Origin of the sequence: Citrobacter sp. RHBSTW-00986, assembly GCF_013783065.1 — a bacterium.
GTDB classification, from domain to species: Bacteria; Pseudomonadota; Gammaproteobacteria; order Enterobacterales; family Enterobacteriaceae; genus Citrobacter; species Citrobacter braakii.
In genome coordinates this window covers 2,857,430-2,882,261 of record NZ_CP056200.1, presented here as the reverse complement: position 1 = coordinate 2,882,261, position 24,832 = coordinate 2,857,430, and the positions used below count along the sequence as shown (strand labels likewise).

Sequence of the window (24,832 nt, the reverse complement as noted above, 5' to 3'; positions counted from 1 at the left end):
TAACTTTTTGAGTAATATCGGTTAACTATCAATGTCGCTAACCTTCTTGTTCAGCAAGCGGGAGGCGCGCCAGTAGATCAGCAGCATCAGACCCATGACGATGGTCAGCGTAATGCTGGTGGCAGCACCGAACGGCCAATCGCGGATGTTCAGGAACTGAACTTTAATCACGTTGCCAATCAGCAGGTTTTTCGCCCCGCCCATTAAATCGGAAACGTAAAACAGCCCCATTGCGGGCAGCATAACCAGCAGGCATCCGGCGATAATTCCCGGCATCGTTAACGGAATAATGATGCGGGTGAAGGTCTGAAGTTTACTGGCACCCAAATCGCGCGCGGCTTCCAGCAGCGGTTTATCGAGCTTTTCAATGCTGGAATAGAGCGGCATCACCATAAACGGCAGCAGGATGTACACCAGGCCGATAATCACCGCGCTGGGGGTAAACATGATGCGAATGGGGGTATCGATAACGCCGAGCCACAACAGAAATTCGTTGAGGTAGCCCTTGGTGCTGAGGAATATTTTGAGTCCGTAGATGCGAATAAGCGAGTTGGTCCAGAACGGAACAATCAGCAGGAACAGCAGCAATGGACGCACTTTTTCCGGCAGTTTCACCAAAAACCAGGCAAACGGATAGCCGAGCACCAGACAGGCGAGCGTGGCAATCAGCGCCATATTGAGGGAGTGAACCAGTACCTCAAAATAGAGCGGATCGAGCAGGCGTGTATAGTTTTCCAGCGTAAAGACCATTTTGACGAAATTGGCGTCGTCGCGGGTCAAAAAGCTGGTGCCGATGATCATCAGGTTGGGCAGAAAGACAAATAACACAAGCCAACCGACAATGGTGACGATCACCACACTCTGGAATTTACTTGTGTTCTTCATCAGCCAGTACGACCTCCCAGCTTTCTACCCAGTTAATCGCCATTTTCTGGTCGAGAGAGTGGTCAAAGTCAGGATCGTCTTCGTTGAAGAATTCACTGACCATCACCATCTTGCCATTTTCCAGTTCCACAACCGACTCCAGCGTCATGCCCTTGTAGTTGCGTTCACGCACGTAGCCGATCAGGCCTTCGATATGATTGTCGTCGTTGATTTCATCAACGCGCAGATCTTCAGGGCGTAACAGGACGTGCAGCTTCTGCCCAGGAATCACCGCGAAGTTGACATAAATATTGCACTCACGACCTTCAACGTTAGCACGAACGCGCTGTTCGTCCAGACGTTCTATCACCGTCGCGTTAAACATATTGATCTCACCGATAAACCCGGCGACGAACAGATTTTTCGGCTCTTCGTAGATTTCACGCGGCGTACCGTCCTGCTCAATCTTGCCATCGCGCATCACCACGATACGGTCTGACATGGTCAGCGCCTCTTCCTGATCGTGAGTGACAAAGACAAAGGTGATACCAAGCTTACGTTGCAGCGCTTTCAGTTCGTTCTGCATCTGCTTGCGCAGTTTGTAGTCCAGCGCAGAGAGAGATTCGTCTAACAGGAGTAAACGGGGTTTATTGACCACCGCTCGGGCAATCGCTACGCGCTGCTGCTGTCCACCGGAGAGTTGATGCGGTTTTCGCTGGGCGAACTCTTCCAGCTGCACCATGCGCAGAGCTTCGGTAACGCGGGGAGGAATGTCGGCTGCGGGCGTTTTTTGCATGCGTAAGCCAAAGGCCACATTCTCAAAAACGGTCATGTGGGGAAATAACGCATAGCTTTGGAAGACGGTGTTCACGTAGCGGTTTTCCGCAGGAACGTGAGTGATGTCCTGGTTGTCCAACATGATATGACCGGAATCAACCGTTTCCAGACCGGCAATCAGGCGAAGAACGGTTGTTTTACCGCAGCCAGAGGGGCCAAGCAGCGTGAGAAACTCGCCATTATTGATGGTCAAATCCAGGCTGGAAATCACCTCTTTGCCATCGAAACTTTTGCGAATTCCCGCTAATTGCACCAGTGGAGAAAGCGAACGCGGTTGTTTATTCAATTTTTTACTCTGTCCCATGTAAACGCAACGGATGGCTGACCGCTGCGGGGTTCGTGGTTAACCACCTTGATGACTCTTAATGAGGGCCGTTATTCTACGGCAAACCATGGTAATCGCCAATCCTTGTTGCGAATTACTGACTTAGCCCTATAGTCAGAGGGGATGTCAGGGCGAAATATTCTCACTTGCGGGGATAAAAGTGACCTGACGCAATATTTGTCTTTTGTTGCTTATTGATAATGTTGTCACAAAAAGTGAGGGTGACTGCATGGATAAACTACTTGAGCGTTTTTTACACTACGTGTCGCTGGACACCCAATCAAAATCGGGCGTGCGGCAGGTACCCAGCACCGAAGGACAGTGGAAGTTATTACAACTGCTCAAACAACAGCTCGAAGAGATGGGGCTGGTTAACATTTCACTGAGCGAAAAGGGGACGCTGATGGCCACGTTGCCCGCTAACGTTGCTGGCAATATTCCCGCGATCGGCTTTATTTCCCATGTGGATACCTCACCGGATTTCAGCGGTAAAAACGTTAATCCGCAAATCGTTGAAAACTATCGCGGCGGCGATATTGCGTTAGGCATTGGTGATGAAGTTCTGTCGCCGGTGATGTTCCCGGTGCTGCATCAACTTCTGGGTCAGACGCTGATCACCACAGACGGTAAAACGCTGCTGGGTGCGGATGATAAAGCTGGCGTGGCGGAAATCATGACCGCGCTGGCGGTGCTCATCCAAAAAGATATTCCGCACGGTGATATCCGCGTGGCCTTTACGCCGGACGAAGAGGTTGGTAAAGGGGCGAAGCATTTTGACGTTGCGGCATTTGATGCGCAGTGGGCCTATACCGTTGACGGCGGTGGCGTGGGAGAGCTGGAATTTGAAAACTTCAACGCCGCGTCGGTTAATATCAAAATTGTCGGCAACAATGTCCATCCCGGTACCGCAAAAGGGGTGATGGTGAATGCGCTGTCGCTGGCTGCTCGTATTCATGCTGAGGTTCCGGCAGACGAAAGCCCGGAAACGACGGAAGGCTACGAAGGCTTTTATCATCTGGCGAGCATGAAAGGGACGGTCGATCGGGCGGATATGCACTACATCATCCGTGATTTTGACCGCAAGCAGTTTGAAGCGCGCAAACGCAAGATCATGGAGATCGCCAAAAAGGTCGGCAAAGGGTTACACCCGGATTGCTATATCGAACTGGTGATTGAAGACAGCTACTACAATATGCGCGAAAAAGTGATTGAGCATCCGCACGTGCTGGATATCGCCCAGAAGGCGATGCGCGATTGCGATATTGAGCCGGTGCTGAAACCTATTCGTGGTGGCACCGACGGCGCGCAGCTGTCGTTTATGGGATTACCATGTCCGAATCTGTTTACCGGAGGCTACAACTATCATGGTAAACATGAGTTTGTAACTTTGGAAGGAATGGAAAAAGCGGTGCGGGTGATTGTACGTATTGCGGAATTAACCGCAAAGCAGCTGTAAATTTATCGATAGATGCCGGATAGCGCTTTGCTTTTCCGGCCTACAGTATTTCACTCCAAAAGGCCTGATAGGACGCGCTAGCGTCGCATCAGGCACCGTTCGTATTATCCTTCGAAGAACCAGTATCCGCTGTTAACCAGTGCGGCAAGCATGGCAAGGAAAGACGGATCTTCCAGCGCATCCTCAAAGTTCTCGGCCGTCAGAACAATATGGCTGGCAAGCGCTTCCAGGGCAGGGCGATGCGGGGAATCAATTTTCTCACCGTTGGCGTAGACGTCATCGCCGATGCGCAATACGCGCAATCCGCCCAGACGCACTAACACATCCCCTTGCTTCAGGGCATCGTAAATTTCGTCTGGCTGATACGGCGGCTCCGGTGGAGCAATATCCAGCTCATGACGAGACTGAGATATAAACTCGCCAAACCACTGCTGGAAATGTTCCGGCTGATTAATCAGTCCGAGCATCATTTCACGCAGCTTGTCGATTTCCTGCGGCAGAACGTCAGCCGGATGATCGCGCGGCGGCAGGTCAGGATCGCTGTAATACGTGCTGCCCAGCTCACGTTGCAAAACGTAATCGGCGAACCCGCTGATCAGTTCGCGAGTATTCGGCGCGCGGAAACCGACCGAATAGTTCATGGCGTTTTCCAGCGCATAGCCTTCGTGCGGGAATCCTGGTGGAATGTACAGGATATCGCCGGGTTCCAGCTCTTCATCGATGATGGCTTCAAACGGGGCGACCTGCAGCAGGTCCGGGTGAGGGCAGTGCTGCTTCAACTGCAGTTTTTCGCCCACGCGCCAGCGACGTCGACCGGTTCCCTGAATGATAAACACATCGTACTGATCAAGATGTGGGCCAACGCCGCCGCCGGGGACAGAGAAGGAGATCATTAGATCGTCAATCCGCCAGTCCGGCAGTTCGCGAAACGGACGCATCAGTGCGGCGGTTGGCTCATGCCAGTGATTGACCGCCTGTACCAGCAGCGACCAGTTGTTCTCGCCGAGATGATCATAGCTTTCGAACGGACCGTGGCTAACCTGCCATTTACCGTCCTGGTGGCTGACGAGTCGGCTGTCGACTTCGCTTTCCATTGCCAGTCCAGCCAGTTCGTCAGGAGAGAGTGGATCAATAAAGTTGTTAAACCCGCGTTTTAAGACCACTGGGCGTTTCTGCCAGTGGCGTTCAAGAAAATCGTGCCAGTTAAGTGTGAGTTGGTATTCCATAATGAGCATCCCGCAGGCTGGTATCTGCAACCGATTATAACGGATACTTAACCGCAAGCGGGAAATCAGTACATATTTATTACATGCGGCGATTACTCGTCTTTTTGCCCCGGCTGCTGGCGGCCAAAAATAACTTCCATGCGCGCGCCACCCAGCAGGCTATCGCCTGCAATAATCTGCCCGTCATACTGTTCGGTGATTTCTCGTGCCACCGCCAGTCCAACGCCTTGACCTGGCCGTAGCGTATCGACACGCTGTCCACGGTCAAACACCACTTCCCGTTTGCTTTGCGGAATACCAGGACCATCATCTTCAACCAGAATGTGTAGCTGATCCTCGGACAGATGCGCTGAAATCTCGACAAACTCCAGACAATATTTACATGCGTTATCCAGCACGTTGCCCATCACTTCGACAAAATCGTTCTGTTCGCCCACAAAACTGATTTCGGGTGAGATATCGAGATTTATGTTGACGCCTTTACGCTGATACACCTTATTTAGCGCCGAGGTGAGTTTATCCAGCAACGGCGCGACTGGATGCAGTTCGCGGCTAAGCAGCACGCTGCTGCCACGCATGCTGGCGCGATGCAGGTAATAGCCAATCTGCTGGGAAATACGGCTGATTTGTTCCAGCATGATGGGTTCCGCGTCGCTCACGTTCATTTTTTCATTACGCATCGAGCGGAGCGTACTCTGTAATACCGCCAGCGGTGTTTTCAGGCTGTGGGTGAGGTCTGTTAACGTCGTACGGTATTTGTCGTAGCGCTCGCGTTCGCTTTTTAAAAGTCGATTAAGATTGCGGACCAGGCTGGTCAGTTCGCGCGTGGTGGCGGGGTTTAGCATCTCTCGATGATGTTCCTCAAGCTCACGGACTTCACGCGCCAGCGATTCGATAGGCCGCAGACTCCACCAGGCGGCTACCCATAACAGCGGAATGACCAGCAATAGATTGGCGACCAGCACATAAATAAACCAACTCCAGACCATATACGAGCGCTTTAGCTCAATAGGAATGGTATCGACAACCACAATGGTCAACTGTGGCATTCTGGCAGTGGCGGGGTAGACGTTCACGGCGACCGAGTGGGTCATTTCGGCATCGTCGTCATCTTCCCTGACTTCTTTTAACTGCTGCTGAGCGGAGTGATCTTCGCCCAGTAAGGTGCTGGTGGCATCTACATTGGCTTCAATCTCATGAAAACCGTTCGCTTTTAGCCATTCCGGTTGGATACTGTGCGTCAGCCAGGGAACATTGCGCTGCGCCCACAACAACTCACCGTCTTCGTTATAGATCAGCGACATTGTTGGGCTTTGCATATCGAGATTCTCAGGCAGCTCGACGTTTATCTTGCCGTTCTCCCATTTTGCCAGGGTATAGAAAAGGTTACTTTCACCCCGCAGCAGGCGGAACGTTGTTTTATCAAAGCTGACGCTGTAGCCCACCAGGGCAACCATGCCGTAGGCCAGCGAAAGCACCAATACCACGCCTGCGGTTGCCAGTAAAAAGCGCAACCGCAGTGATAACGGGAAAAAATGACGCAATAATTTATTCATTAGCGCAGTTCAAAAAGATATCCCTGGCCACGCACGGTGGTGATGACATCATTCGGGTATTGCGCCTGTATTTTTTTACGCAGACGCCCCATCAGAACATCAATGGTGTGGCTTTCACGTAGCTCGGCATCCGGGTAAAGCTGTAACATGAGCGAATCTTTACTGACCACTTTGCCGTTATTACGGATAAGTGTTTCCATAATGGTGTATTCGAACGCCGTGAGCTTGATAACTTCATCATTGACGGATAACTCGCGCCGAGAGAGGTCCACCTGGAAAGGAGGAAGAGAGATAATCTGCGATGCCAGACCGCTGTTGCGACGCATCAGTGCCTGCATGCGCGCAGCCACCTCTTCGATATGAAACGGTTTTGTGACGTAATCGTCGGCTCCGGCGCTGAGTACTTCCACCTTGTCCTGCCAGCCTTCACGCGCGGTTAACACCAGAATCGGCAACGAAACCTCATTGCTACGCCAACGGCGGATCAATGACAAACCGTCTTCATCGGGGAGTCCTAAATCAACGATCGCGATATCCGGCAGATGTTCATTCAGATAATAGTCCGCTTCCTTCGCATCTTCTGCATCATCCACCTGATGCCCTAAATCCTGTAACTGAACCTTGAGGTGGTGGCGTAATAAAGCATTATCCTCGACAACCAGTACGCGCATCATCGTTTCTCCCTAAAATAACGGTATAAATAGTTTAACGCTGATTATGTGGCTGTGGGGATAAACATTTAATAAACCGCGGGAAGGGAAGCATTTCGCTCATGAAATAAAAAGCCGGATAAGGCGATAGCCTCCATCCGGCTAAAATACGCATTAGCTCGCCTGTTTTTTCATCATGCTGAAGATAAACAGCAGCGCAGCACACAGCACCACGGAAGGACCTGCCGGGGTGTCATAGAAGGCCGAGAAGGTCAGCCCGCCTGTAACCGCTATCATTCCCACACCAACGGCAACCCCTGCCATCTGTTCTGGCGTACGGGCAAAGCGACGGGCGGTTGCCGCAGGGATAATAAGCAGTGAGGTGATAATTAATGCCCCGACAAATTTCATCGCCACGCCAATAGTTAATGCTGTGACCAGCATCAGCAGTAGCTTAACGCGTTGCAGCTTCACGCCATCCACAAATGCCAGATCCGGACTGATGGTCATCGACAGCAGGTTGCGCCACTGCCAGAACAAAATCGCCAGAACGATAACCACCCCAATGGCGATGGAGATAAGATCTTCTGGCGTCACGGCGAGCAAATCACCAAACAGGTAGGCCATCAGATCCACACGGATGTTGGACATCAGGCTGACGACAACTAAGCCTAATGACAGTGCACTGTGGGCCATAATGCCCAGTAAGGTATCAATCGCGAGGTGAGGGCGTTTTTCCAGCCATACCAGACCGCCTGCCAGCAATAAGGTGACGACGATGACCGCATAGAAAGGGTTTACATCCAGCAGCAGGCCAAAGGCGACCCCCAGTAGCGAAGCGTGGGCCAGCGTATCACCGAAATAAGACATTCGACGCCAGACCACAAACGAGCCGAGCGGGCCAGCGGCACAGGCCAGCATGATCCCGGCTAACCAACCGGGTAATAACAATTCAATCATGAGTGACCATTTCCCCGGCGTAAGACGATACGACCCTGTAAATCGTGGCGGTGATTATGATTATGACGGTAAATTCCGAGTTGTTCGGCACCGCGTTGTCCGAACATTGAGATGAATTCCGGGTGCATGGAAACCACTTCCGGCGCACCAGAACAACAAATATGATGGTTCAGGCACAGTACCTCATCGGTTTTTGCCATCACCAGATGCAGGTCATGAGAAACCATCAGTACGGCGCAATCCAGTTCACGTCGCAACTGGTCGATAAGATCGTACAGTGCGACTTGCCCATTGACATCCACGCCCTGGGTTGGCTCATCAAGTACCAGTAGCTGAGGTTTATTCAATAAAGCACGGGCCAACAGGACGCGTTGTGTCTCCCCGCCAGAGAGTTTTTGCATCGGCGCATTCATCAGATGTCCGGCCTGAACACGCTTCAGTGCCGGAAGGATATCTTCTTTTTTGGTGCCGGGACGCAGGCGCATAAACCGACTTACCGTCAGCGGAAGCGTAGTATCGAGGTACAGTTTTTGCGGCACATAGCCAATCCGCAATCGACCATTACGCTTGATAACTCCCTCATCAGCCTCTACCAGCCCTAATACAACGCGCACCAGCGTAGATTTCCCGGCACCATTTGGGCCGAGAAGCGTCAATATTTTACCGGGTCGAAGTTCAAGCGATACGTCAGAGAGGACGCGGCGTTGACCATAAGAGACCGAGACATTTTCCAGTGAAACCAAAGTCGTCATATCAATTTTAGTCTTGCAGAAGTTATAGAATGTTATAATATCACAATTCTCACATTCATTACGATGATTGGTCGCATTATGTTACATAAAAATACGCTTCTTTTCGCAGCATTATCCGCTGCTCTTTGGGGTAGTGCAACACAGTCGGCAAATGCCGCTGTCGTGGCTTCTCTTAAGCCGCTGGGGTTTATCGCTTCAGCCATTGCTGACGGGGTTACTGACACCCAGGTTCTGTTGCCTGACGGGGCTTCCGAACACGATTACTCATTGCGTCCTTCAGACGTAAAACGCTTACAGGGCGCGGACTTAGTCGTTTGGATTGGACCTGAGATGGAAGCGTTTATGGAAAAATCAGTCAAGAATATTCCTAACGCAAAACAGGTAACGATTGCGCAGCTCAATGACGTGAAGCCGTTACTCATGAAAGGTGTTGACGACGATGATGACGATCATGGACATAATGATGCCGGCAGTGAAAAAAGTGACGAGCATCACCATCACGGCGATTACAACATGCATCTTTGGCTTTCCCCAGAGATAGCACGGGCCTCAGCGGTTGCAATCCATGAAAAATTAGTGGAACTTATGCCGCAAAGTCGAGCCAAACTTGACGCCAACCTGAAGGATTTTGAGGCACAATTAGCCGCAACCGATAAGCAGGTAGGTAACGAGCTCGCGCCGCTCAAGGGAAAAGGTTACTTCGTTTTTCATGACGCCTATGGCTACTACGAAAAACACTACGGACTAACACCGCTTGGTCACTTTACCGTGAACCCTGAGATTCAACCTGGTGCGCAGCGTTTACATGAAATAAGAACACAGTTGGTTGAGCAAAAAGCAACCTGCGTTTTTGCTGAGCCACAGTTCAGGCCAGCGGTCGTTGAAGCCGTCGCGAGAGGGACATCCGTTCGAATGGGAACGTTGGATCCGCTCGGAACGAATATCAAACTGGGTAAAACAAGCTATTCAGCGTTTTTGAACCAATTAGCCAACCAGTATGCGAGCTGCCTGAAAGGAGATTAATGAGGAAGTGATTACGTGCAACAGATAGCCCGCTCTGTCGCTCTGGCATTTAATAATCTGCCGCGGCCCCATCGCGTTATGCTGGGGTCGCTTACCGTACTGACATTGGCCGTCGCTGTCTGGCGGCCCTATGTTTACCATCCTGATTCTGCACCTATCGTCAAAACTATCGAGCTGGAAAAAAGCGAGATTCGTTCACTATTGCCTGAGGCCAGCGAACCTATCGATCAGGCCGCTCAGGAAGACGAAGCTATCCCACAGGACGAACTGGATGACAAAACGTCTGGTGAAGCCGGCGTGCATGAGTATGTCGTCTCCACGGGCGATACGCTGAGCAGTATTCTGAATCAGTACGGCATCGATATGGGTGACATCAGCCAACTCGCGGCTTCCGACAAACAACTGCGTAATCTGAAAATTGGTCAGCAACTTTCCTGGACGTTAGGCGCGGAAGGTGACTTGCAGCGCCTGACCTGGGAAGTCTCCCGTCGTGAAACCCGTACTTACGATCGCACCGCGACGGGTTTCAAAATGAGCAGCGAAATGCAGCAGGGCGATTGGGTTAACAGCCGAATCAAAGGCACCGTGGGCGGAAGTTTCGTCGCCAGTGCCAAAGATGCCGGACTGACCAGCTCTGAAATCAGCGCAGTGATTAAGGCCATGCAGTGGCAGATGGATTTCCGCAAACTGAAAAAAGGCGATGAGTTCTCGGTACTGATGTCTCGCGAAATGCTGGACGGTAAGCGTGAGCAAAGCCAACTGTTGGGCGTACGCTTGCGTTCTGAAGGTAAAGATTATTACGCAATCCGTGCTGAAGACGGTAAGTTCTATGACCGCAACGGTACCGGACTGGCGAAAGGCTTTATGCGTTTCCCGACGGCTAAGCAGTTCCGCATCTCTTCCAACTTTAACCCGCGTCGTCTGAACCCGGTGACCGGACGCGTTGCGCCGCACAAAGGTGTCGACTTTGCGATGCCGCAGGGGACGCCGGTGCTGTCGGTGGGTGATGGCGAAGTGGTTGTAGCGAAGCGCAGCGGCGCAGCCGGATACTATGTTGCGGTTCGTCATGGTCGCACCTATACCACACGTTATATGCACCTGCGTAAGTTGTTGGTCAAACCAGGACAAAAAGTGAAACGTGGCGATCGTATCGCGCTGTCTGGCAATACCGGGCGTTCAACGGGTCCGCATCTGCACTACGAAGTCTGGATCAACCAGCAGGCAGTGAATCCTCTGACGGCGAAACTGCCGCGCACAGAAGGTCTGACCGGGTCGGATCGCACCGATTACCTGGCACAGGTGAAAGAGGTTGTTCCTCAGTTGCGTTTCGATTAATTAACACGCTGACAGAGCCGGTACGCTATGCGTGCCGGCTTTTTTATTTTGTACGGCGCATCGCGCGCCGCTACACTATCAGCAGATCTACTTTTCGCCGCACCAGACACTGGAAGAGCATGGAAACGAAAAAAAAGAATATTGAATATATCCCAGAGTTTCACAAATCATTTCGCCATCCGCGCTACTGGGGTGCATGGCTGGGTGTGGCGGCGATAGCAGGTATTTCGTTAACGCCGGCATCATTTCGCGATCCAATTCTGGCAAAGCTCGGAAGAATGGCCGGGCGGCTGGGAAAAAGCTCGCGTCGCAGAGCACTGATCAATTTATCCCTCTGCTTTCCTGAGCGCAGCGAAGCTGAGCGTGAAGCTATTGTCGATGAGATGTTTGCGACTGCGCCTCAGGCGATGGTTATGATGTCGGAACTCGCCATACGCGGTCCGGAAAAAATTCAGCATCGGGTTGACTGGCAGGGGCTGGAAATCATCGAAGAGATGCGTCGCAACGATGAAAAAGTGATTTTTCTGGTTCCTCATGGTTGGGGCGTAGATATCCCAGCGATGCTGATGGCTTCCCAGGGACAGAAAATGGCTGCGATGTTCCACAATCAGGGAAACCCGGTATTCGATTTTGTCTGGAACACTGTACGTCGTCGTTTCGGTGGTCGTTTGCATGCGCGTAATGATGGCATCAAACCGTTTATTCAGTCTGTACGTCAGGGATATTGGGGATACTACCTGCCGGATCAGGACCATGGCCCTGAGCACAGCGAGTTTGTGGATTTTTTTGCTACCTATAAAGCCACGTTACCGGCGATTGGCCGCCTGATGAAGGTGTGTCACGCCCGTGTGGTGCCGCTGTTCCCGGTATACAATGGGAAAACGCATCGCTTAACGATTCAGGTTCGTCCTCCGATGGATGACATCCTGACGGCGGATGACCACACCATTGCCAGACGAATGAACGAAGAAGTGGAAATCTTTGTGACGCCGCATCTCGAGCAATACACCTGGATTCTAAAACTGCTTAAGACGCGCAAACCCGGTGAAATTGAGCCTTATAAGCGTAAAGATCTTTATCCGAAGAAATAAAAAAAAGCCTCTCAATCGAGAGGCTTTTTTACATCAAACGGGGCGTTACTCGACGGTCAGAATACGCGTGGTATTCGTTGAGCCAATGGTGCTCATGACATCGCCTTGCGTCACAATGACCAGATCGCCGGAAACCAGATAGCCTTTATCGCGCAGCAGGTTCACTGCTTCACTGGCGGCAACGACGCCGTCTGTTTCGCTGTCAAAGTGAACCGGGGTGACGCCGCGATACAAGGAAGTAAGATTCAGCGTACGTTCATGACGAGACATGGCGAAAATCGGCAGACCAGAACTGATACGTGAAGTCATCAGCGCAGTACGACCGGATTCCGTCATTGTGATGATAGCGGTGACCCCTTTCAGGTGGTTAGCGGCATACATCGCTGACATGGCAATCGCTTCTTCAACGTTATCAAATTGCACGTCAAGGCGGTGTTTAGAGACGTTGATGCTCGGGATCTTCTCAGCACCCAAACAGACGCGTGCCATAGCCGCGACGGTTTCAGCCGGGTACTGACCTGCTGCAGTTTCTGCAGAGAGCATAACGGCATCGGTACCGTCGAGGACGGCGTTAGCCACGTCCATCACTTCCGCACGGGTCGGCATTGGGTTGGTGATCATCGACTCCATCATCTGCGTGGCGGTAATGACCGCACGGTTCAGCTGACGTGCGCGGCGAATCAACGCTTTCTGAATACCTACCAGCTCAGGATCGCCAATTTCAACGCCCAGGTCGCCACGCGCCACCATCACCACGTCGGAGGCAAGGATGATGTCATCCATCGCATTCTGGTCGCAGACGGCTTCTGCACGTTCTACCTTAGCGACAATTTTCGCATCGCAGCCAGCGTCGCGCGTCAGACGGCGGGCATAGTTCAGATCTTCGCCGCAGCGCGGGAAGGAGACGGCCAGATAGTCAACGCTGATTTGCGCGGCGGTGACGATGTCGGCTTTGTCTTTTTCGGTCAGGGCTTCAGCAGAGAGACCGCCGCCCAGTTTGTTAATGCCCTTATTGTTGGACAGCGGGCCACCGACGGTAACTTCGGTGAAGACTTTCATGCCCTGAACTTCCAGCACTTTAAGCTGTACGCGGCCGTCGTCGAGCAGCAGGATATCGCCTGGGACGACGTCAGCAGGCAGTCCTTTATAATCAATACCGACTTTTTCTTTGTCGCCTTCGCCTTTGCCGAGGTTGGCGTCTAACAGGAACTTGTCGCCAACGTTAAGAAATACTTTACCTTCTTTAAAGGTTGATACGCGGATTTTAGGTCCCTGCAGGTCACCCAAAATAGCTACATGACGTCCCAGTTTTGCGGCAATTTCACGGACTTTATCCGCCCGCAGTTTGTGATCTTCTGGAGAGCCGTGAGAAAAGTTCATACGTACGACGTTCGCACCCGCGGCGATAATCTTTTCAAGGTTATTATCGCGGTCAGTTGCCGGGCCTAACGTGGTAACGATTTTGGTTCTGCGAAGCCTTCTGGACATGTAATACTCCGTTGACTGAAACAACTTGGTGTTGCGTGAACATTAATCCGGTCGTTCTCAAATATTAACGGTAAATGAACGACCCGGATGATAAAAGGGTAGAACATTGTTATTGCTTTTAGCGGTCATCACTCTTGATGAGTAATTCTTTATCAAAACGCGATTCCTTGAGCGCTTCCTTGACACGCTTCAAGTTATCTCTAAATTTTGCCCCACGGCGCAAAGTAAATCCTGTAGCCAGCACATCTATCACGGTCAGTTGAGCAAGTCGAGAGACCATGGGCATATAAATGTCAGTATCTTCCGGTACATCGAGAGTAATTGCCAGCGTTGCTTCACGCGCCAGTGGCGTGCCGGGAGAGGTGAGGGCGATAACCATGGCGTCATTTTCCCGCGCCAACTGCGCCAGTTCCACCAGACTTTTGGTTCTTCCGGTATGAGAAATAAGCACAATGACGTCATCGTCGCTACAATTCATGCAACTCATGCGTTGCAGAACAATATCGTCGGAATAGATTACCGGTACGTTAAACCGGAAAAATTTATTCATTGCGTCATGCGCCACTGCGGCAGAAGAACCGAGGCCAAAGAAGGCAATTTTTTTCGCCTGAGTTAATAAATCTACTGCCCGGTTTACCGCTGCGTTATCCAGAGACTGGCGGACGTGGTCGAGGCTTGCCATCGCTGACTCGAAGATTTTCCCCGTGTAAGATTCTACGCTGTCATCCTCATCCACATTGCGATTAACATATGGGGTGCCATTTGCCAGACTTTGCGCCAGATGCAGTTTAAAATCAGGGAAGCCGCGGGTATCCATGCTGCGACAGAAACGGTTCACCGTCGGTTCGCTGACATTGGCTTCCACAGCAAGTGTGGCGATGCTTGAATGGATTGCCCGCTCGGGAGAGGCAAGAATAATGTCGGCGACTTTACGCTCTGACTTGCTCAACTGTTCCAGTTTTAACTGGATTTTTTCCAGCATATTCATGATGTAGGTAGACTCATGGGTCATGGGCAAAAACGATTTCAATGATACGGAGAAATCGGGGCATAATTTCGTGTATAGATATTACCCCTGCTAATGCAGCAACGGGGCAAAATGGACAGAATAGTTGTTGTTTTTTTTCATTACATGATCGGAGTCGGGTTTTCTTACGTCTTCAGGGGTACGAAAAAAGACGACTTTTTTGTCCAATTTGCGACGGCAAACGCCCATAAAGCGACTGTTCGCGGTAACAGCACGGCTGGATAAGCGTTTACGGTTTCCGGATTCACGTAAAAGCAGTACAGTGCACTGTAATAAAATTACAACCAGTGTCTGGCAAAAGCACCAGGCACTTAATTGAGGAGAATGACATGGCGGTAACGCAAACAGCCCAGGCATGTGATCTGGTCATTTTCGGCGCGAAGGGCGACCTGGCGCGGCGGAAATTGCTGCCTTCCCTGTATCAACTGGAAAAGGCCGGCCAGATTAACCCGGAAACCCGTATCATTGGGGTAGGGCGTGCCGATTGGGACAAAGCAGCCTATACCAAGGTTGTGCGTGAAGCGCTCGAAACCTTCATGAAAGAAAAAATCGACGAAGGTTTGTGGGAGACTCTCAGCGGTCGTCTGGAGTTTTGTAATCTGGACGTCAATGACACCGCCGCGTTTAGCCGTCTGGGCGAAATGCTGGATCAAAAATCACGTACCAACATTAACTATTTCGCGATGCCGCCGAGCACCTTTGGCGCGATCTGCAAAGGCCTGGGTGAAGCAAAGCTGAATGCTAAACCAGCCCGTGTTGTGATGGAAAAACCGCTGGGTACGTCGCTGGCAACATCCCGTGAAATCAACGATCAGGTCGGCGAGTATTTCGAAGAGTGTCAGGTTTATCGTATCGACCACTATCTTGGCAAAGAGACAGTCCTGAATCTGCTGGCACTGCGTTTTGCCAACTCCCTGTTTGTGAACAACTGGGATAACCGCACTATCGATCACGTAGAAATTACCGTGGCGGAAGAAGTGGGTATTGAAGGCCGCTGGGGCTATTTTGACCAGGCAGGTCAAATGCGCGACATGATTCAGAACCACCTGCTGCAGATCCTGTGCATGATTGCGATGTCTCCGCCGTCCGATCTGAGTGCCGACAGCATTCGTGATGAAAAAGTGAAGGTACTGAAATCGCTGCGTCGTATCGATCGTTCGAACGTACGTGAAAAAACGGTTCGCGGTCAGTACACCGCGGGTTTTGCCCAGGGCAAAAAAGTGCCGGGGTATCTGGAAGAAGAAGGCGCAAACAAGAGCAGCAACACGGAAACGTTTGTGGCGATCCGTGTGGATATCGATAACTGGCGCTGGGCGGGAGTTCCGTTCTACCTGCGTACCGGTAAACGTTTACCGACGAAGTGCTCTGAAGTGGTGGTTTACTTCAAAACGCCTGAGCTGAATCTGTTCAGAGAATCCTGGCAGGATCTGCCACAGAACAAGTTGACCATCCGTTTGCAGCCTGATGAAGGTGTCGATATCCAGGTACTGAACAAAGTGCCGGGTCTGGATCACAAGCATAATCTGCAAATTACCAAGCTTGATCTGAGCTATTCCGAAACCTTCAACCAGACGCACCTTGCCGACGCCTATGAGCGCCTGCTGCTCGAAACAATGCGCGGAATTCAGGCGCTGTTCGTGCGTCGTGATGAAGTTGAAGAAGCATGGAAGTGGGTCGACTCAATTACCGAAGCCTGGGCGATGGACAACGACGCGCCGAAGCCGTATCAGGCAGGGACCTGGGGCCCGGTTGCTTCTGTGGCGATGATTACCCGAGATGGTCGTTCCTGGAACGAATTCGAGTAAAATATCATCTAGCCCATAGATGTTATTTTACCGGTAACATGATCTAACACAGATTGTAGAATAATTTTTGCACTTTTAAGCTCCGCGTGGATTCACCCGCGGGGCTTTTTTTATTACACTGCCTGAAACGATTTTGCCCCTGAGCTACGGCCAACAAGCGATTCAGCTATTTTTACCCAACTGAAACACATTGTTGATCCAACGCTCTGACAGATAAATTTTAGGAGCCTCTATGAATCCGAATTTGTTACGCGTAACACAACGTATCGTCGAACGTTCTCGTGACACACGTTCCGCCTACCTCGCCCGTATTGAACAAGCGAAATCAACTACCGTTCATCGCTCGCAACTGGCATGCGGTAACCTGGCGCATGGTTTTGCTGCGTGTCAGCCGGACGATAAGGCCTCGCTGAAAAGCATGCTGCGTAACAATATCGCGATCATTACCTCCTATAACGACATGCTTTCCGCGCATCAGCCGTATGAACACTATCCGGCCATCATTCGTAAAGCACTGCATGAAGCCAATGCAGTAGGCCAGGTTGCTGGCGGTGTACCTGCAATGTGCGACGGTGTGACCCAGGGACAAGATGGGATGGAGCTTTCGCTGCTCAGTCGTGAAGTGATTGCGATGTCTGCTGCAGTGGGCCTTTCCCACAACATGTTCGACGGCGCGTTGTTCCTCGGCGTGTGCGACAAAATTGTCCCGGGCCTGGTAATGGCTGCGCTGTCATTTGGTCATCTGCCGTCAATCTTTATTCCTTCCGGTCCGATGGCGAGCGGTCTGGCGAACAAAGAAAAAGTGCGTATCCGTCAGCTGTATGCTGAAGGTAAAGTCGATCGCATGGCGCTTCTTGAATCCGAGGCGGCGTCTTATCACGCTCCGGGTACCTGTACGTTCTACGGCACAGCGAACACTAACCAGATGGTAGTGGAGTTTATGGGTATGCAACTGCCTGGCTCCTCATTTGTACATCCTGATGCGCCGCTGCGTGAAGCGCTGACCGCGGCTGCAGCCCGTCAGGTAACACGCCTGACCGGCAACGGCAATGAATGGATGCCGATCGGTAAAATGATCGATGAAAAAGTGGTAGTGAACGGTATTGTGGCGCTGCTGGCGACCGGGGGCTCTACCAACCATACGATGCACCTGGTGGCTATGGCGCGTGCGGCCGGGATTCTGATTAACTGGGATGATTTCTCCGATCTGTCCGATATCGTGCCGCTGATGGCGCGTCTGTACCCGAATGGTCCGGCAGATATTAACCACTTCCAGGCGGCGGGTGGCGTACCGGTGTTAATGCGTGAACTGCTTAATGCGGGTCTGCTACATGAAGATGTAAACACCGTTGCCGGATTCGGTTTATCCCGCTACACCATGGAACCGTGGCTTAACGAGGGTGAACTGGACTGGCGCGAAGGGGCGGCGAAGTCTCTGGACAGCAACGTGATCGCCACCTTTGACCAACCATTCTCCCACCACGGCGGCACCAAAGTGCTGAGCGGTAACCTCGGGCGTGCGGTGATGAAAACGTCGGCGGTACCGGTAGAAAACCAGATTATTGAAGCGCCGGCAGTTGTCTTTGAAAGTCAGCATGATGTCTTACCCGCGTTCGATGCCGGTCTGCTTGACCGGGATTGCGTGGTGGTTGTGCGCCATCAGGGACCAAAAGCGAACGGAATGCCAGAATTACATAAACTCATGCCGCCACTTGGTGTATTATTGGACCGTTGTTTCAAAATTGCGTTAGTTACCGATGGACGACTTTCAGGTGCTTCAGGTAAAGTGCCTTCAGCAATCCATGTAACCCCGGAAGCCTATGATGGCGGGCTGCTGGCAAAAGTACGCGATGGCGACATCATTCGTGTGAATGGACAGACAGGTGAATTGACGCTGCTGGTGGATGAAGAGGAACTTGCCTCCCGTCAGCCACACATTCCTGATCTCAGCGCATCGCGCGTGGGTACGGGACGTGAAATGTTCAACGCGTTGCGTGAAAAGCTGTCCGGTGCGGAGCAGGGCGCAACCTGTATCACTTTTTAAGACTTATTTTGTAATCAGGCGAGAGAAAACTCTGATGAAAAACTGGAAGACAAGTGCAGAAGCAATCCTGACCACTGGCCCGGTTGTACCGGTTATCGTGGTTAATAAACTGGAACACGCGGTGCCAATGGCAAAAGCGCTGGTTGCAGGGGGCGTGCGCGTTCTGGAAGTGACCTTACGTACCGCATGTGCGATGGATGCCATTCGCGCGATCGCAAAAGAAGTTCCCGACGCTATCGTGGGTGCGGGTACCGTACTGAATCCACAACAACTGGCTGAAGTCACTGAAGCGGGTGCGCAGTTTGCTATCAGCCCGGGCCTGACCGAGCCGCTGTTGAAAGCTGCAACTGAAGGCACTATTCCGCTGATCCCAGGCATCAGCACCGTTTCTGAACTGATGCTGGGTATGGACTACGGTTTGAAAGAGTTCAAATTCTTCCCGGCGGAAGCCAACGGCGGTACTAAAGCGCTGCAGGCAATTGCGGGTCCGTTCTCTCAGGTCCGTTTCTGCCCAACCGGCGGTATCTCTCCGGCGAACTACCGTGATTACCTGGCACTGAAAAGCGTGCTGTGCATCGGTGGTTCCTGGCTGGTTCCGGCAGATGCCCTGGAAGCTGGTGATTACGCACGCATTACCAAGCTGGCTCGTGAAGCAGTAGAAGGCGCGAAGCTGTAATTGCGTAAAATGCCCGGTAATCATTACCGGGCCTGCGAGTCTGAAACGGGCCATCTGGCCCGTTTTTTATCCTGCGACTTTCACCTGTGCCGCCGCGTCTTTCGCGCGTGTCACCGCGTCTTCAATACTCTGCGCTGTGGCCAGCACAACGCCCATACGACGGCTCCCGTCGATGTCCGGCTTGCCGAAGAATCTGACTTGCATACCTGTGCCCACAGCGGCCTGTACGTTATCAAACGTGACATTCTGGCTGGTAAGCTGCGGCAGAATAACGGCGGAAGCAGAAGGCCCATACTGACGGATTGCGCCAACCGGCAGACCGAGAAATGCGCGTACATGCAGGGCAAACTCAGACAGATCCTGCGAAATCAAGGTCACCATACCCGTGTCGTGAGGGCGAGGGGAAACTTCGCTGAAAATGACCTCATCACCGCAGACAAATAGCTCTACCCCAAACAGACCGTGGCCGCCCAGCGCCAGCACCACCTTACGGGCAATCTCCTGCGCTCGAGCCAGCGCCAGGTCACTCATCTGCTGCGGCTGCCAGGATTCGCGATAATCGCCATCTTCCTGACGATGTCCTACCGGTGCGCAGAAATGTACGCCATCAACGGCGCTGACGGTAAGCAGGGTGATTTCAAAATCAAAATTCACTACGCCTTCGACGATAACGCGTCCGGCACCTGCTCGGCCGCCTTGTTGAGCATAATTCCAGGCTTCAGTGAGTCGATCGGCGGAACGAATAAAGCTCTGTCCCTTACCGGAGGAACTCATTACCGGCTTCACGATGCAGGGATAGCCGATTTCGGCGACGGCCTCGCGAAAGCGGTCTTCGCTGTCAGCAAAGCGGTAAGAAGAGGTCGGTAGAGATAATTCTTCGGCGGCGAGACGACGGATTCCTTCGCGGTTCATGGTCAACTGCGTCGCCCGGGCGCACGGCACGATGTTTTGACCGTCCTGTTCCAGTTTTACCAGCATATCCGTGGCAATCGCCTCTATTTCCGGCACGATATAATGTGGTTTTTCACGCTCGACGAGCTGGCGTAAAGCATCGCCATCCAGCATGTTGATTACGTATGAGCGATGGGCAACGTGCATGGCTGGCGCGTCGGGGTAACGATCCACGGCAATGACTTCCACACCCAGGCGTTGGCATTCAATCGCCACCTCTTTACCCAGTTCACCTGAACCTAATAACATCACTCGCGTTGCTGCGGGACGCAGCGCTGTGCCTAATAACGTCATAAATTAATCCCCTGTTATATCTGGGCGCAGTATATACGAAAACGTTTGCGTCTGTCTTTATTACCAGGTTGATTTCAAGGCGCAAAAAGAATATACTGTACATAAATACAGGTAATTTAAGAGGCTGCAAAAATGGCGGTTGAAGTTAAATACGTAGTCATTCGGGAAGGTGAGGAAAAAATGTCGTTTACCAGCAAAAAGGAAGCCGATGCGTATGACAAAATGCTTGATACAGCAGATTTGCTCGACACATGGCTGGAGCAATCGCCGGTAGCGCTGGAAGACGAGCAGCGCGAAGCGCTTTCCCTGTGGCTGGCTGAGCAGAAAGATGTGCTGAGCGCCATTCTGAAAAACGGCAAGCTGCCCTCTCCGCAGGCGGTCGAAAACGATGCGCACGCTGAGGATGATACTCAGGCTGCCTGAAACGACTTGCGCTCCTGACGTTTTGTACCATGCTTTTCCCTGAATCATTGTGCAATCCCTGACGTCTTTTCACGTTGCAACAGGCAACCTGAAGGACGAAGGGGAGATTAAGGAGAAAAGAATGTATAAAAAAAGAGCGTTGTTGAGCCTGCTGTTGTTGTCTGCCAGCGTATCTGTATTTGCGGCAAATATGGAAAGCAAGAATGTTCAGTTCCCCAAGTGCGAAGGACTGAATGCTGACGGTATCGCGGCGAGCGTGAAACGTGATTATCAGCAAAATCGCATCGCGCGCTGGGCTGACGATCAAAAACGCGTCGGGCAAGCCGATCCTGTCGCCTGGGTCAACACGCCCGATATTACGGGCAAAGATGGGAAATGGTCAGTTCCCCTCACGGTTCGCGGTAAAAGCGCGGATATTCACTACCAGGTAAAAGTCGACTGCAAAGCCGGAACGGCGGAGTATCAGTCGCAGTAACGAAGGTAGAAGGTATTTGCACTTCTTTTGATGACCTGAACACTTCCTGACATCCCCTCGGGTACGCTTTGATGATTATTCGTCTGTACTTGAGGGGCAACATGGCTAACTGGCTGAATCAACTTCAATCTCTTCTTGGGCAAAAAGGATCTTCCGCGTCATCTTCTGGTGAGCAAGGGCTGAGTAAACTTCTGGTTCCCGGCGCGTTAGGCGGTCTGGCAGGATTACTGGTTGCCAACAAATCTTCACGGAAATTACTGAGTAAATACGGCACCAGCGCGCTTCTGGTGGGCGGCGGTGCGGTTGCCGGTACCGTATTATGGAACAAATACAAGGATAAGGTTCGCGCGGCGCATCAGGGTGAACCGCAGTTCGGTGCACAAAGCTCACCGCTGGATGAGCGAACCGAACGACTGATCCTGGCGCTGGTTTTTGCGGCGAAAAGCGATGGTCATATTGATGCCAAAGAACGTACCGCCATTGAGCAGCAGCTCCGTGAAGCAGGCGTGGAAGAGCAGGGCCGCATTCTGATCGAACGTGCGATTGAACAACCGTTAGATCCTCAGCGCCTGGCACAAGGGATCCGCAACGAAGAAGAGGCGCTGGAAATTTACTTCCTGAGCTGTGCGGCGATTGATATCGACCACTTTATGGAGCGTAGCTATCTGAACGCGCTGGGCGATGCGTTGAAGATCCCGCAGGATGTTCGTGAAGGCATTGAACAGGATCTCAAGGAACAAAAACAGGCTTTACCGGGTTAATTACTTACCGTTAAGGTGCATGTTTCGCTTGCATCATTGCTGTCTTTTGCCACCCTTATAGGATGTTTAAGCAAAAGAACAATGACATGCTACCAAAAGCTTCTCGTATCCCCCACGCCATGACGAATCATGGCGATACCCGTGTTGATAATTATTACTGGCTGCGAGATGACACCCGCTCGCAGCCAGAAGTGCTGGATTATCTGCAACAAGAAAATGCGTATGGCCGCCAGATTATGGCCTCGCAGCAGGCATTGCAGGATCGCGTCCTGAAAGAGATTATCGACCGTATCCCGCCTCAGGATGCTTCCGCCCCCTATGTGAAGAATGGTTATCGCTACCGGCATATTTATGAACCGGGATGCGAATATGCCATTTATCAGCGTCAGTCTGCCTTCAGTGAAGAGTGGGATGAATGGGACACCTTGCTGGATGGTAACCAGCGCGCGGCCCACAGTGAGTTTTATACGCTGGGGGGACTGGCGATATCTCCGGATAACACCATCATGGCGTTGGCCGAAGATTATCTCTCTCGTCGGCAATATGGCGTGCGTTTTCGCAATCTGCAAAGCGGTAACTGGTATCCGGAAGTGCTGGAAAACGTTGAAGCGGATCTGGTCTGGGCGAATGACTCGCAAACATTCTATTATGTGCGCAAACACGCAACGACGCTGCTCCCGTATCAAGTGTGGCGGCATACCGTCGGCTCGCCGTCATCAATGGATGAGCTGGTGTATGAAGAAGCCGATGACATGTTTTATGTCAGTCTGCATAAAACCACCTCGTTACATTATGTGGTTATTCATATCGCCAGCGCGACCACCAGTGAGGTTTTGCTGCTTGACGCAGAACTGGCGGATGCCGAGCCGTTAGTCTTTTTAGCGCGACGCAAAGATCACGAGTACAGTCTCGATCACTATCAGCATACGTTTTATCTGCGTTCCAACCGGCAGGGTAAAAATTTCGGTCTGTACCGTACCCGTGTGCGTGATGAACAAGCCTGGGAGACGCTGATCCCGCCGCGCGACAGCGTCATGTTGGAGGGCTTTACGCTGTTCACAGACTGGCTGGTGGTGGAAGAGCGTCAGCGGGGCTTAACCAGCCTGCGACAGATTAATCGTAAAACGCGCGAAGTGGTCGGTATCGCTTTTGATGATCCGGCGTATGTGACATGGCTTGCCTATAATCCAGAACCTGAGACATCGCGCCTGCGTTATGGCTATTCCTCCATGACCACACCGGACACGCTGTTTGAACTGGATATGGACACCGGAGAGCGTCGCGTACTCAAACAGACGGAGGTCCCAGGATTTGATGCGGCGAACTACCGTAGCGAACACGTCTGGATCACCGCGCGTGATGGCACCGAGGTTCCGGTTTCGCTGGTTTACCATCAAAAGTATTTCCTGAAAGGGAAAAACCCGTTACTGGTCTACGGCTATGGCTCGTATGGCGCCAGCATGGACGCCGATTTCAGCAGCAGCCGCTTGAGCTTACTGGATCGCGGCTTTGTTTATGCCATTGCTCATGTGCGTGGCGGCGGCGAGTTAGGACAGCAGTGGTACGAAGACGGTAAGTTTCTGCTCAAGAAAAATACCTTCAATGACTACCTGGACGTCTGCGACGCGCTGCTAAAAATGGGTTATGGCGCGCCTTCGCTGTGTTATGGCATGGGGGGGAGCGCCGGAGGAATGTTAATGGGTGTTGCCATTAATGAGCGCCCGGAACTCTTCCATGGCGTCATTGCGCAGGTGCCTTTTGTCGATGTGGTGACCACGATGCTGGATGAGTCCATTCCCCTGACGACCGGTGAGTTTGAAGAGTGGGGGAATCCGCAGGACGAAGAGTATTACACCTACATGAAAAGCTACAGCCCGTATGACAATGTTACAGCGCAGGCTTATCCTCATCTGCTGGTTACGACGGGATTACACGACTCCCAGGTGCAATACTGGGAACCGGCAAAATGGGTGGCAAAACTGCGTGAGCTGAAAACGGACGATCGTCTGCTGTTACTCTGCACGGATATGGATTCCGGGCATGGCGGAAAATCCGGGCGTTTTAAATCATACGAAGGCGTGGCCCTGGAATACGCGTTTTTGATCGGACTGGCGCAGGGGACTCTGCCTGGGCATGCGTCTGCTCAGGCGTTATCCAGATAGTGCTTCAGCGTTAAGCGCAGCTCCGGGCTCATACTGTCGAGGTTATTAAATAACCAGCGCAGATAGCCCGGATCGCGTTCAGCCACTTCTGATACAGGTTTTCCGCGATACTTACCAAAAGTGAAAGTAGTGAGTAACGCAGGACGGCCGGTAATATCGACCATCTGTTCTGCTGACCAGCCTGACGTCTGTATGATGTCGATCAGCAGTGCCGCGGTGATGTAGCAGTCGTACAGGGCACGGTGATGATGCAGGCCAGCTGGCGTCTGCACGCTCAGCTTGCGCGATTTATACAGCGCCATGTTGCTGTATTTGATTCCTGGCCACAAACGACGGGAGAGTTTCATGGTGCAAATCCACTCCCCGGGCATGTCGGGTAATACGCGGCGATCAAAACTTGCATTGTGCGCCACGTACCATTCGCTGCCGTAATATTGTGGGATGACATCTTCAATCCACGGTTTATCGGCCACCATCGCTTCCGTAATGCGATGAATTGCCATCGCCTGAGGGGTGATGGGGCGGTCAGGACGCACCAGGTGGCTCATGGGGTTGACTATTTTTCCGTCAACCACATCGACAGAAGCAATCTCAACAATGCCTCCCTGCAGACCACAGGTTTCCGTATCTATTATGCGCAACATGCCATGC

Annotated in this window: 22 protein-coding genes; 11 read left to right on the top strand and 11 right to left on the bottom strand. The window is 52.0% G+C overall.

Annotated features, from left to right (window positions below; all coding sequences use genetic code 11):
• Window positions 1–21 precede the first annotated feature (21 nt).
• Together potB and potA are read right to left on the bottom strand one after the other, a co-directional pair.
• Window positions 22–885, bottom strand: a complete 864-nt coding sequence (potB, locus tag HV345_RS14140) for a spermidine/putrescine ABC transporter permease PotB (protein ID WP_016150058.1) — start codon at window positions 883–885, stop codon at window positions 22–24.
• Window positions 869–2,005 (bottom strand): spermidine/putrescine ABC transporter ATP-binding protein PotA, encoded by a 1,137-nt coding sequence (gene potA, locus HV345_RS14135; RefSeq protein WP_016152695.1) that lies wholly within the window; start codon window positions 2,003–2,005, stop codon window positions 869–871. The genes potB and potA overlap by 17 nt, the downstream gene beginning before the upstream one ends.
• A gap of 250 nt (window positions 2,006–2,255) precedes the next feature.
• Between potA and pepT the strand changes: the two genes are divergently transcribed.
• Window positions 2,256–3,482, top strand: a complete 1,227-nt coding sequence (gene pepT, locus HV345_RS14130) for a peptidase T (RefSeq protein WP_019076507.1) — start codon at window positions 2,256–2,258, stop codon at window positions 3,480–3,482.
• A 104-nt stretch (window positions 3,483–3,586) separates the two neighbouring features.
• Here the strand turns inward: pepT and roxA are convergent, their stop codons facing one another.
• The 5 genes from roxA to znuC all read right to left on the bottom strand — a co-directional run bounded on the left by roxA (window position 3,587) and on the right by znuC (window position 8,626).
• Window positions 3,587–4,708 carry a [50S ribosomal protein L16]-arginine 3-hydroxylase gene (roxA, locus tag HV345_RS14125; RefSeq protein ID WP_181635711.1) on the bottom strand — a complete coding sequence of 374 codons (1,122 nt, stop codon included), beginning with the start codon at window positions 4,706–4,708 and terminating at the stop codon, window positions 3,587–3,589.
• A gap of 92 nt (window positions 4,709–4,800) precedes the next feature.
• On the bottom strand, window positions 4,801–6,264 hold the full coding sequence (gene phoQ, locus HV345_RS14120) for a two-component system sensor histidine kinase PhoQ (protein WP_046274777.1): 1,464 nt from the start codon (window positions 6,262–6,264) through the stop codon (window positions 4,801–4,803).
• The gene (phoP, locus tag HV345_RS14115) at window positions 6,264–6,935 is read right to left on the bottom strand and encodes a two-component system response regulator PhoP (RefSeq protein ID WP_046274776.1); all 672 of its coding nucleotides are present in this window, start codon (window positions 6,933–6,935) and stop codon (window positions 6,264–6,266) included. Before phoP ends, phoQ begins: the two co-directional genes overlap by 1 nt.
• A gap of 153 nt (window positions 6,936–7,088) precedes the next feature.
• A complete protein-coding gene (gene znuB / locus HV345_RS14110; RefSeq protein WP_016152760.1) occupies window positions 7,089–7,874 on the bottom strand; it encodes a zinc ABC transporter permease subunit ZnuB in 786 nt (261 codons plus the stop codon).
• Window positions 7,871–8,626, bottom strand: a complete 756-nt coding sequence (gene znuC, locus HV345_RS14105) for a zinc ABC transporter ATP-binding protein ZnuC (RefSeq protein WP_016152761.1) — start codon at window positions 8,624–8,626, stop codon at window positions 7,871–7,873. The genes znuB and znuC overlap by 4 nt, the downstream gene beginning before the upstream one ends.
• A 78-nt stretch (window positions 8,627–8,704) precedes the next feature.
• Between znuC and znuA the strand changes: the two genes are divergently transcribed.
• The 3 genes from znuA to lpxM all read left to right on the top strand — a co-directional run bounded on the left by znuA (window position 8,705) and on the right by lpxM (window position 12,075).
• Window positions 8,705–9,649, top strand: a complete 945-nt coding sequence (gene znuA, locus HV345_RS14100) for a zinc ABC transporter substrate-binding protein ZnuA (RefSeq protein WP_181635710.1) — start codon at window positions 8,705–8,707, stop codon at window positions 9,647–9,649.
• Between the two features lie 15 nt (window positions 9,650–9,664).
• On the top strand, window positions 9,665–10,984 hold the full coding sequence (gene mepM / locus HV345_RS14095) for a murein DD-endopeptidase MepM (RefSeq protein ID WP_016152763.1): 1,320 nt from the start codon (window positions 9,665–9,667) through the stop codon (window positions 10,982–10,984).
• Between the two features lie 119 nt (window positions 10,985–11,103).
• Window positions 11,104–12,075 carry a lauroyl-Kdo(2)-lipid IV(A) myristoyltransferase gene (lpxM, locus tag HV345_RS14090; protein WP_016152764.1) on the top strand — a complete coding sequence of 324 codons (972 nt, stop codon included), beginning with the start codon at window positions 11,104–11,106 and terminating at the stop codon, window positions 12,073–12,075.
• Window positions 12,076–12,120: 45 nt separating this feature from the next.
• Here the strand turns inward: lpxM and pyk are convergent, their stop codons facing one another.
• Window positions 12,121–13,563, bottom strand: coding sequence for a pyruvate kinase (pyk, locus tag HV345_RS14085; protein WP_181635709.1), 1,443 nt, complete (start codon window positions 13,561–13,563; stop codon window positions 12,121–12,123).
• Between the two features lie 118 nt (window positions 13,564–13,681).
• Complete coding sequence (locus HV345_RS14080) at window positions 13,682–14,551, bottom strand: MurR/RpiR family transcriptional regulator (RefSeq protein WP_019076523.1); 870 nt, start codon at window positions 14,549–14,551, stop codon at window positions 13,682–13,684.
• 368 nt (window positions 14,552–14,919) lie between these two features.
• On the opposite strand from HV345_RS14080, the gene zwf reads away from it, so the two are divergent.
• The 3 genes from zwf to kdgA all read left to right on the top strand — a co-directional run bounded on the left by zwf (window position 14,920) and on the right by kdgA (window position 19,115).
• The gene (gene zwf, locus HV345_RS14075; RefSeq protein WP_181635708.1) at window positions 14,920–16,395 is read left to right on the top strand and encodes a glucose-6-phosphate dehydrogenase; all 1,476 of its coding nucleotides are present in this window, start codon (window positions 14,920–14,922) and stop codon (window positions 16,393–16,395) included.
• Window positions 16,396–16,627: 232 nt separating this feature from the next.
• Window positions 16,628–18,439, top strand: coding sequence for a phosphogluconate dehydratase (edd, locus tag HV345_RS14070; RefSeq protein WP_181635707.1), 1,812 nt, complete (start codon window positions 16,628–16,630; stop codon window positions 18,437–18,439).
• A 34-nt stretch (window positions 18,440–18,473) separates the two neighbouring features.
• Window positions 18,474–19,115 carry a bifunctional 4-hydroxy-2-oxoglutarate aldolase/2-dehydro-3-deoxy-phosphogluconate aldolase gene (gene kdgA, locus HV345_RS14065; protein WP_016152768.1) on the top strand — a complete coding sequence of 214 codons (642 nt, stop codon included), beginning with the start codon at window positions 18,474–18,476 and terminating at the stop codon, window positions 19,113–19,115.
• 66 nt (window positions 19,116–19,181) lie between these two features.
• On the opposite strand, the gene purT is transcribed toward kdgA, so the two are convergent.
• Window positions 19,182–20,360 carry a formate-dependent phosphoribosylglycinamide formyltransferase gene (gene purT, locus HV345_RS14060; protein ID WP_181635706.1) on the bottom strand — a complete coding sequence of 393 codons (1,179 nt, stop codon included), beginning with the start codon at window positions 20,358–20,360 and terminating at the stop codon, window positions 19,182–19,184.
• Between the two features lie 132 nt (window positions 20,361–20,492).
• Between purT and yebG the strand changes: the two genes are divergently transcribed.
• The 4 genes from yebG to ptrB all read left to right on the top strand — a co-directional run bounded on the left by yebG (window position 20,493) and on the right by ptrB (window position 24,181).
• On the top strand, window positions 20,493–20,783 hold the full coding sequence (gene yebG / locus HV345_RS14055; RefSeq protein WP_003833810.1) for a DNA damage-inducible protein YebG: 291 nt from the start codon (window positions 20,493–20,495) through the stop codon (window positions 20,781–20,783).
• 121 nt (window positions 20,784–20,904) lie between these two features.
• The gene (gene yebF / locus HV345_RS14050) at window positions 20,905–21,258 is read left to right on the top strand and encodes a protein YebF (protein WP_094761903.1); all 354 of its coding nucleotides are present in this window, start codon (window positions 20,905–20,907) and stop codon (window positions 21,256–21,258) included.
• 101 nt (window positions 21,259–21,359) lie between these two features.
• Complete coding sequence (locus tag HV345_RS14045; RefSeq protein ID WP_104652107.1) at window positions 21,360–22,019, top strand: tellurite resistance TerB family protein; 660 nt, start codon at window positions 21,360–21,362, stop codon at window positions 22,017–22,019.
• Window positions 22,020–22,105: 86 nt separating this feature from the next.
• Entirely contained in the window at window positions 22,106–24,181 is a 2,076-nt protein-coding gene (gene ptrB / locus HV345_RS14040; RefSeq protein WP_181635705.1) for an oligopeptidase B, read from the top strand.
• Here ptrB and exoX read toward each other — a convergent pair.
• Window positions 24,163–24,825 (bottom strand): exodeoxyribonuclease X, encoded by a 663-nt coding sequence (gene exoX, locus HV345_RS14035; protein WP_181635704.1) that lies wholly within the window; start codon window positions 24,823–24,825, stop codon window positions 24,163–24,165. The genes ptrB and exoX overlap by 19 nt on opposite strands.
• Window positions 24,826–24,832 lie beyond the last annotated feature (7 nt).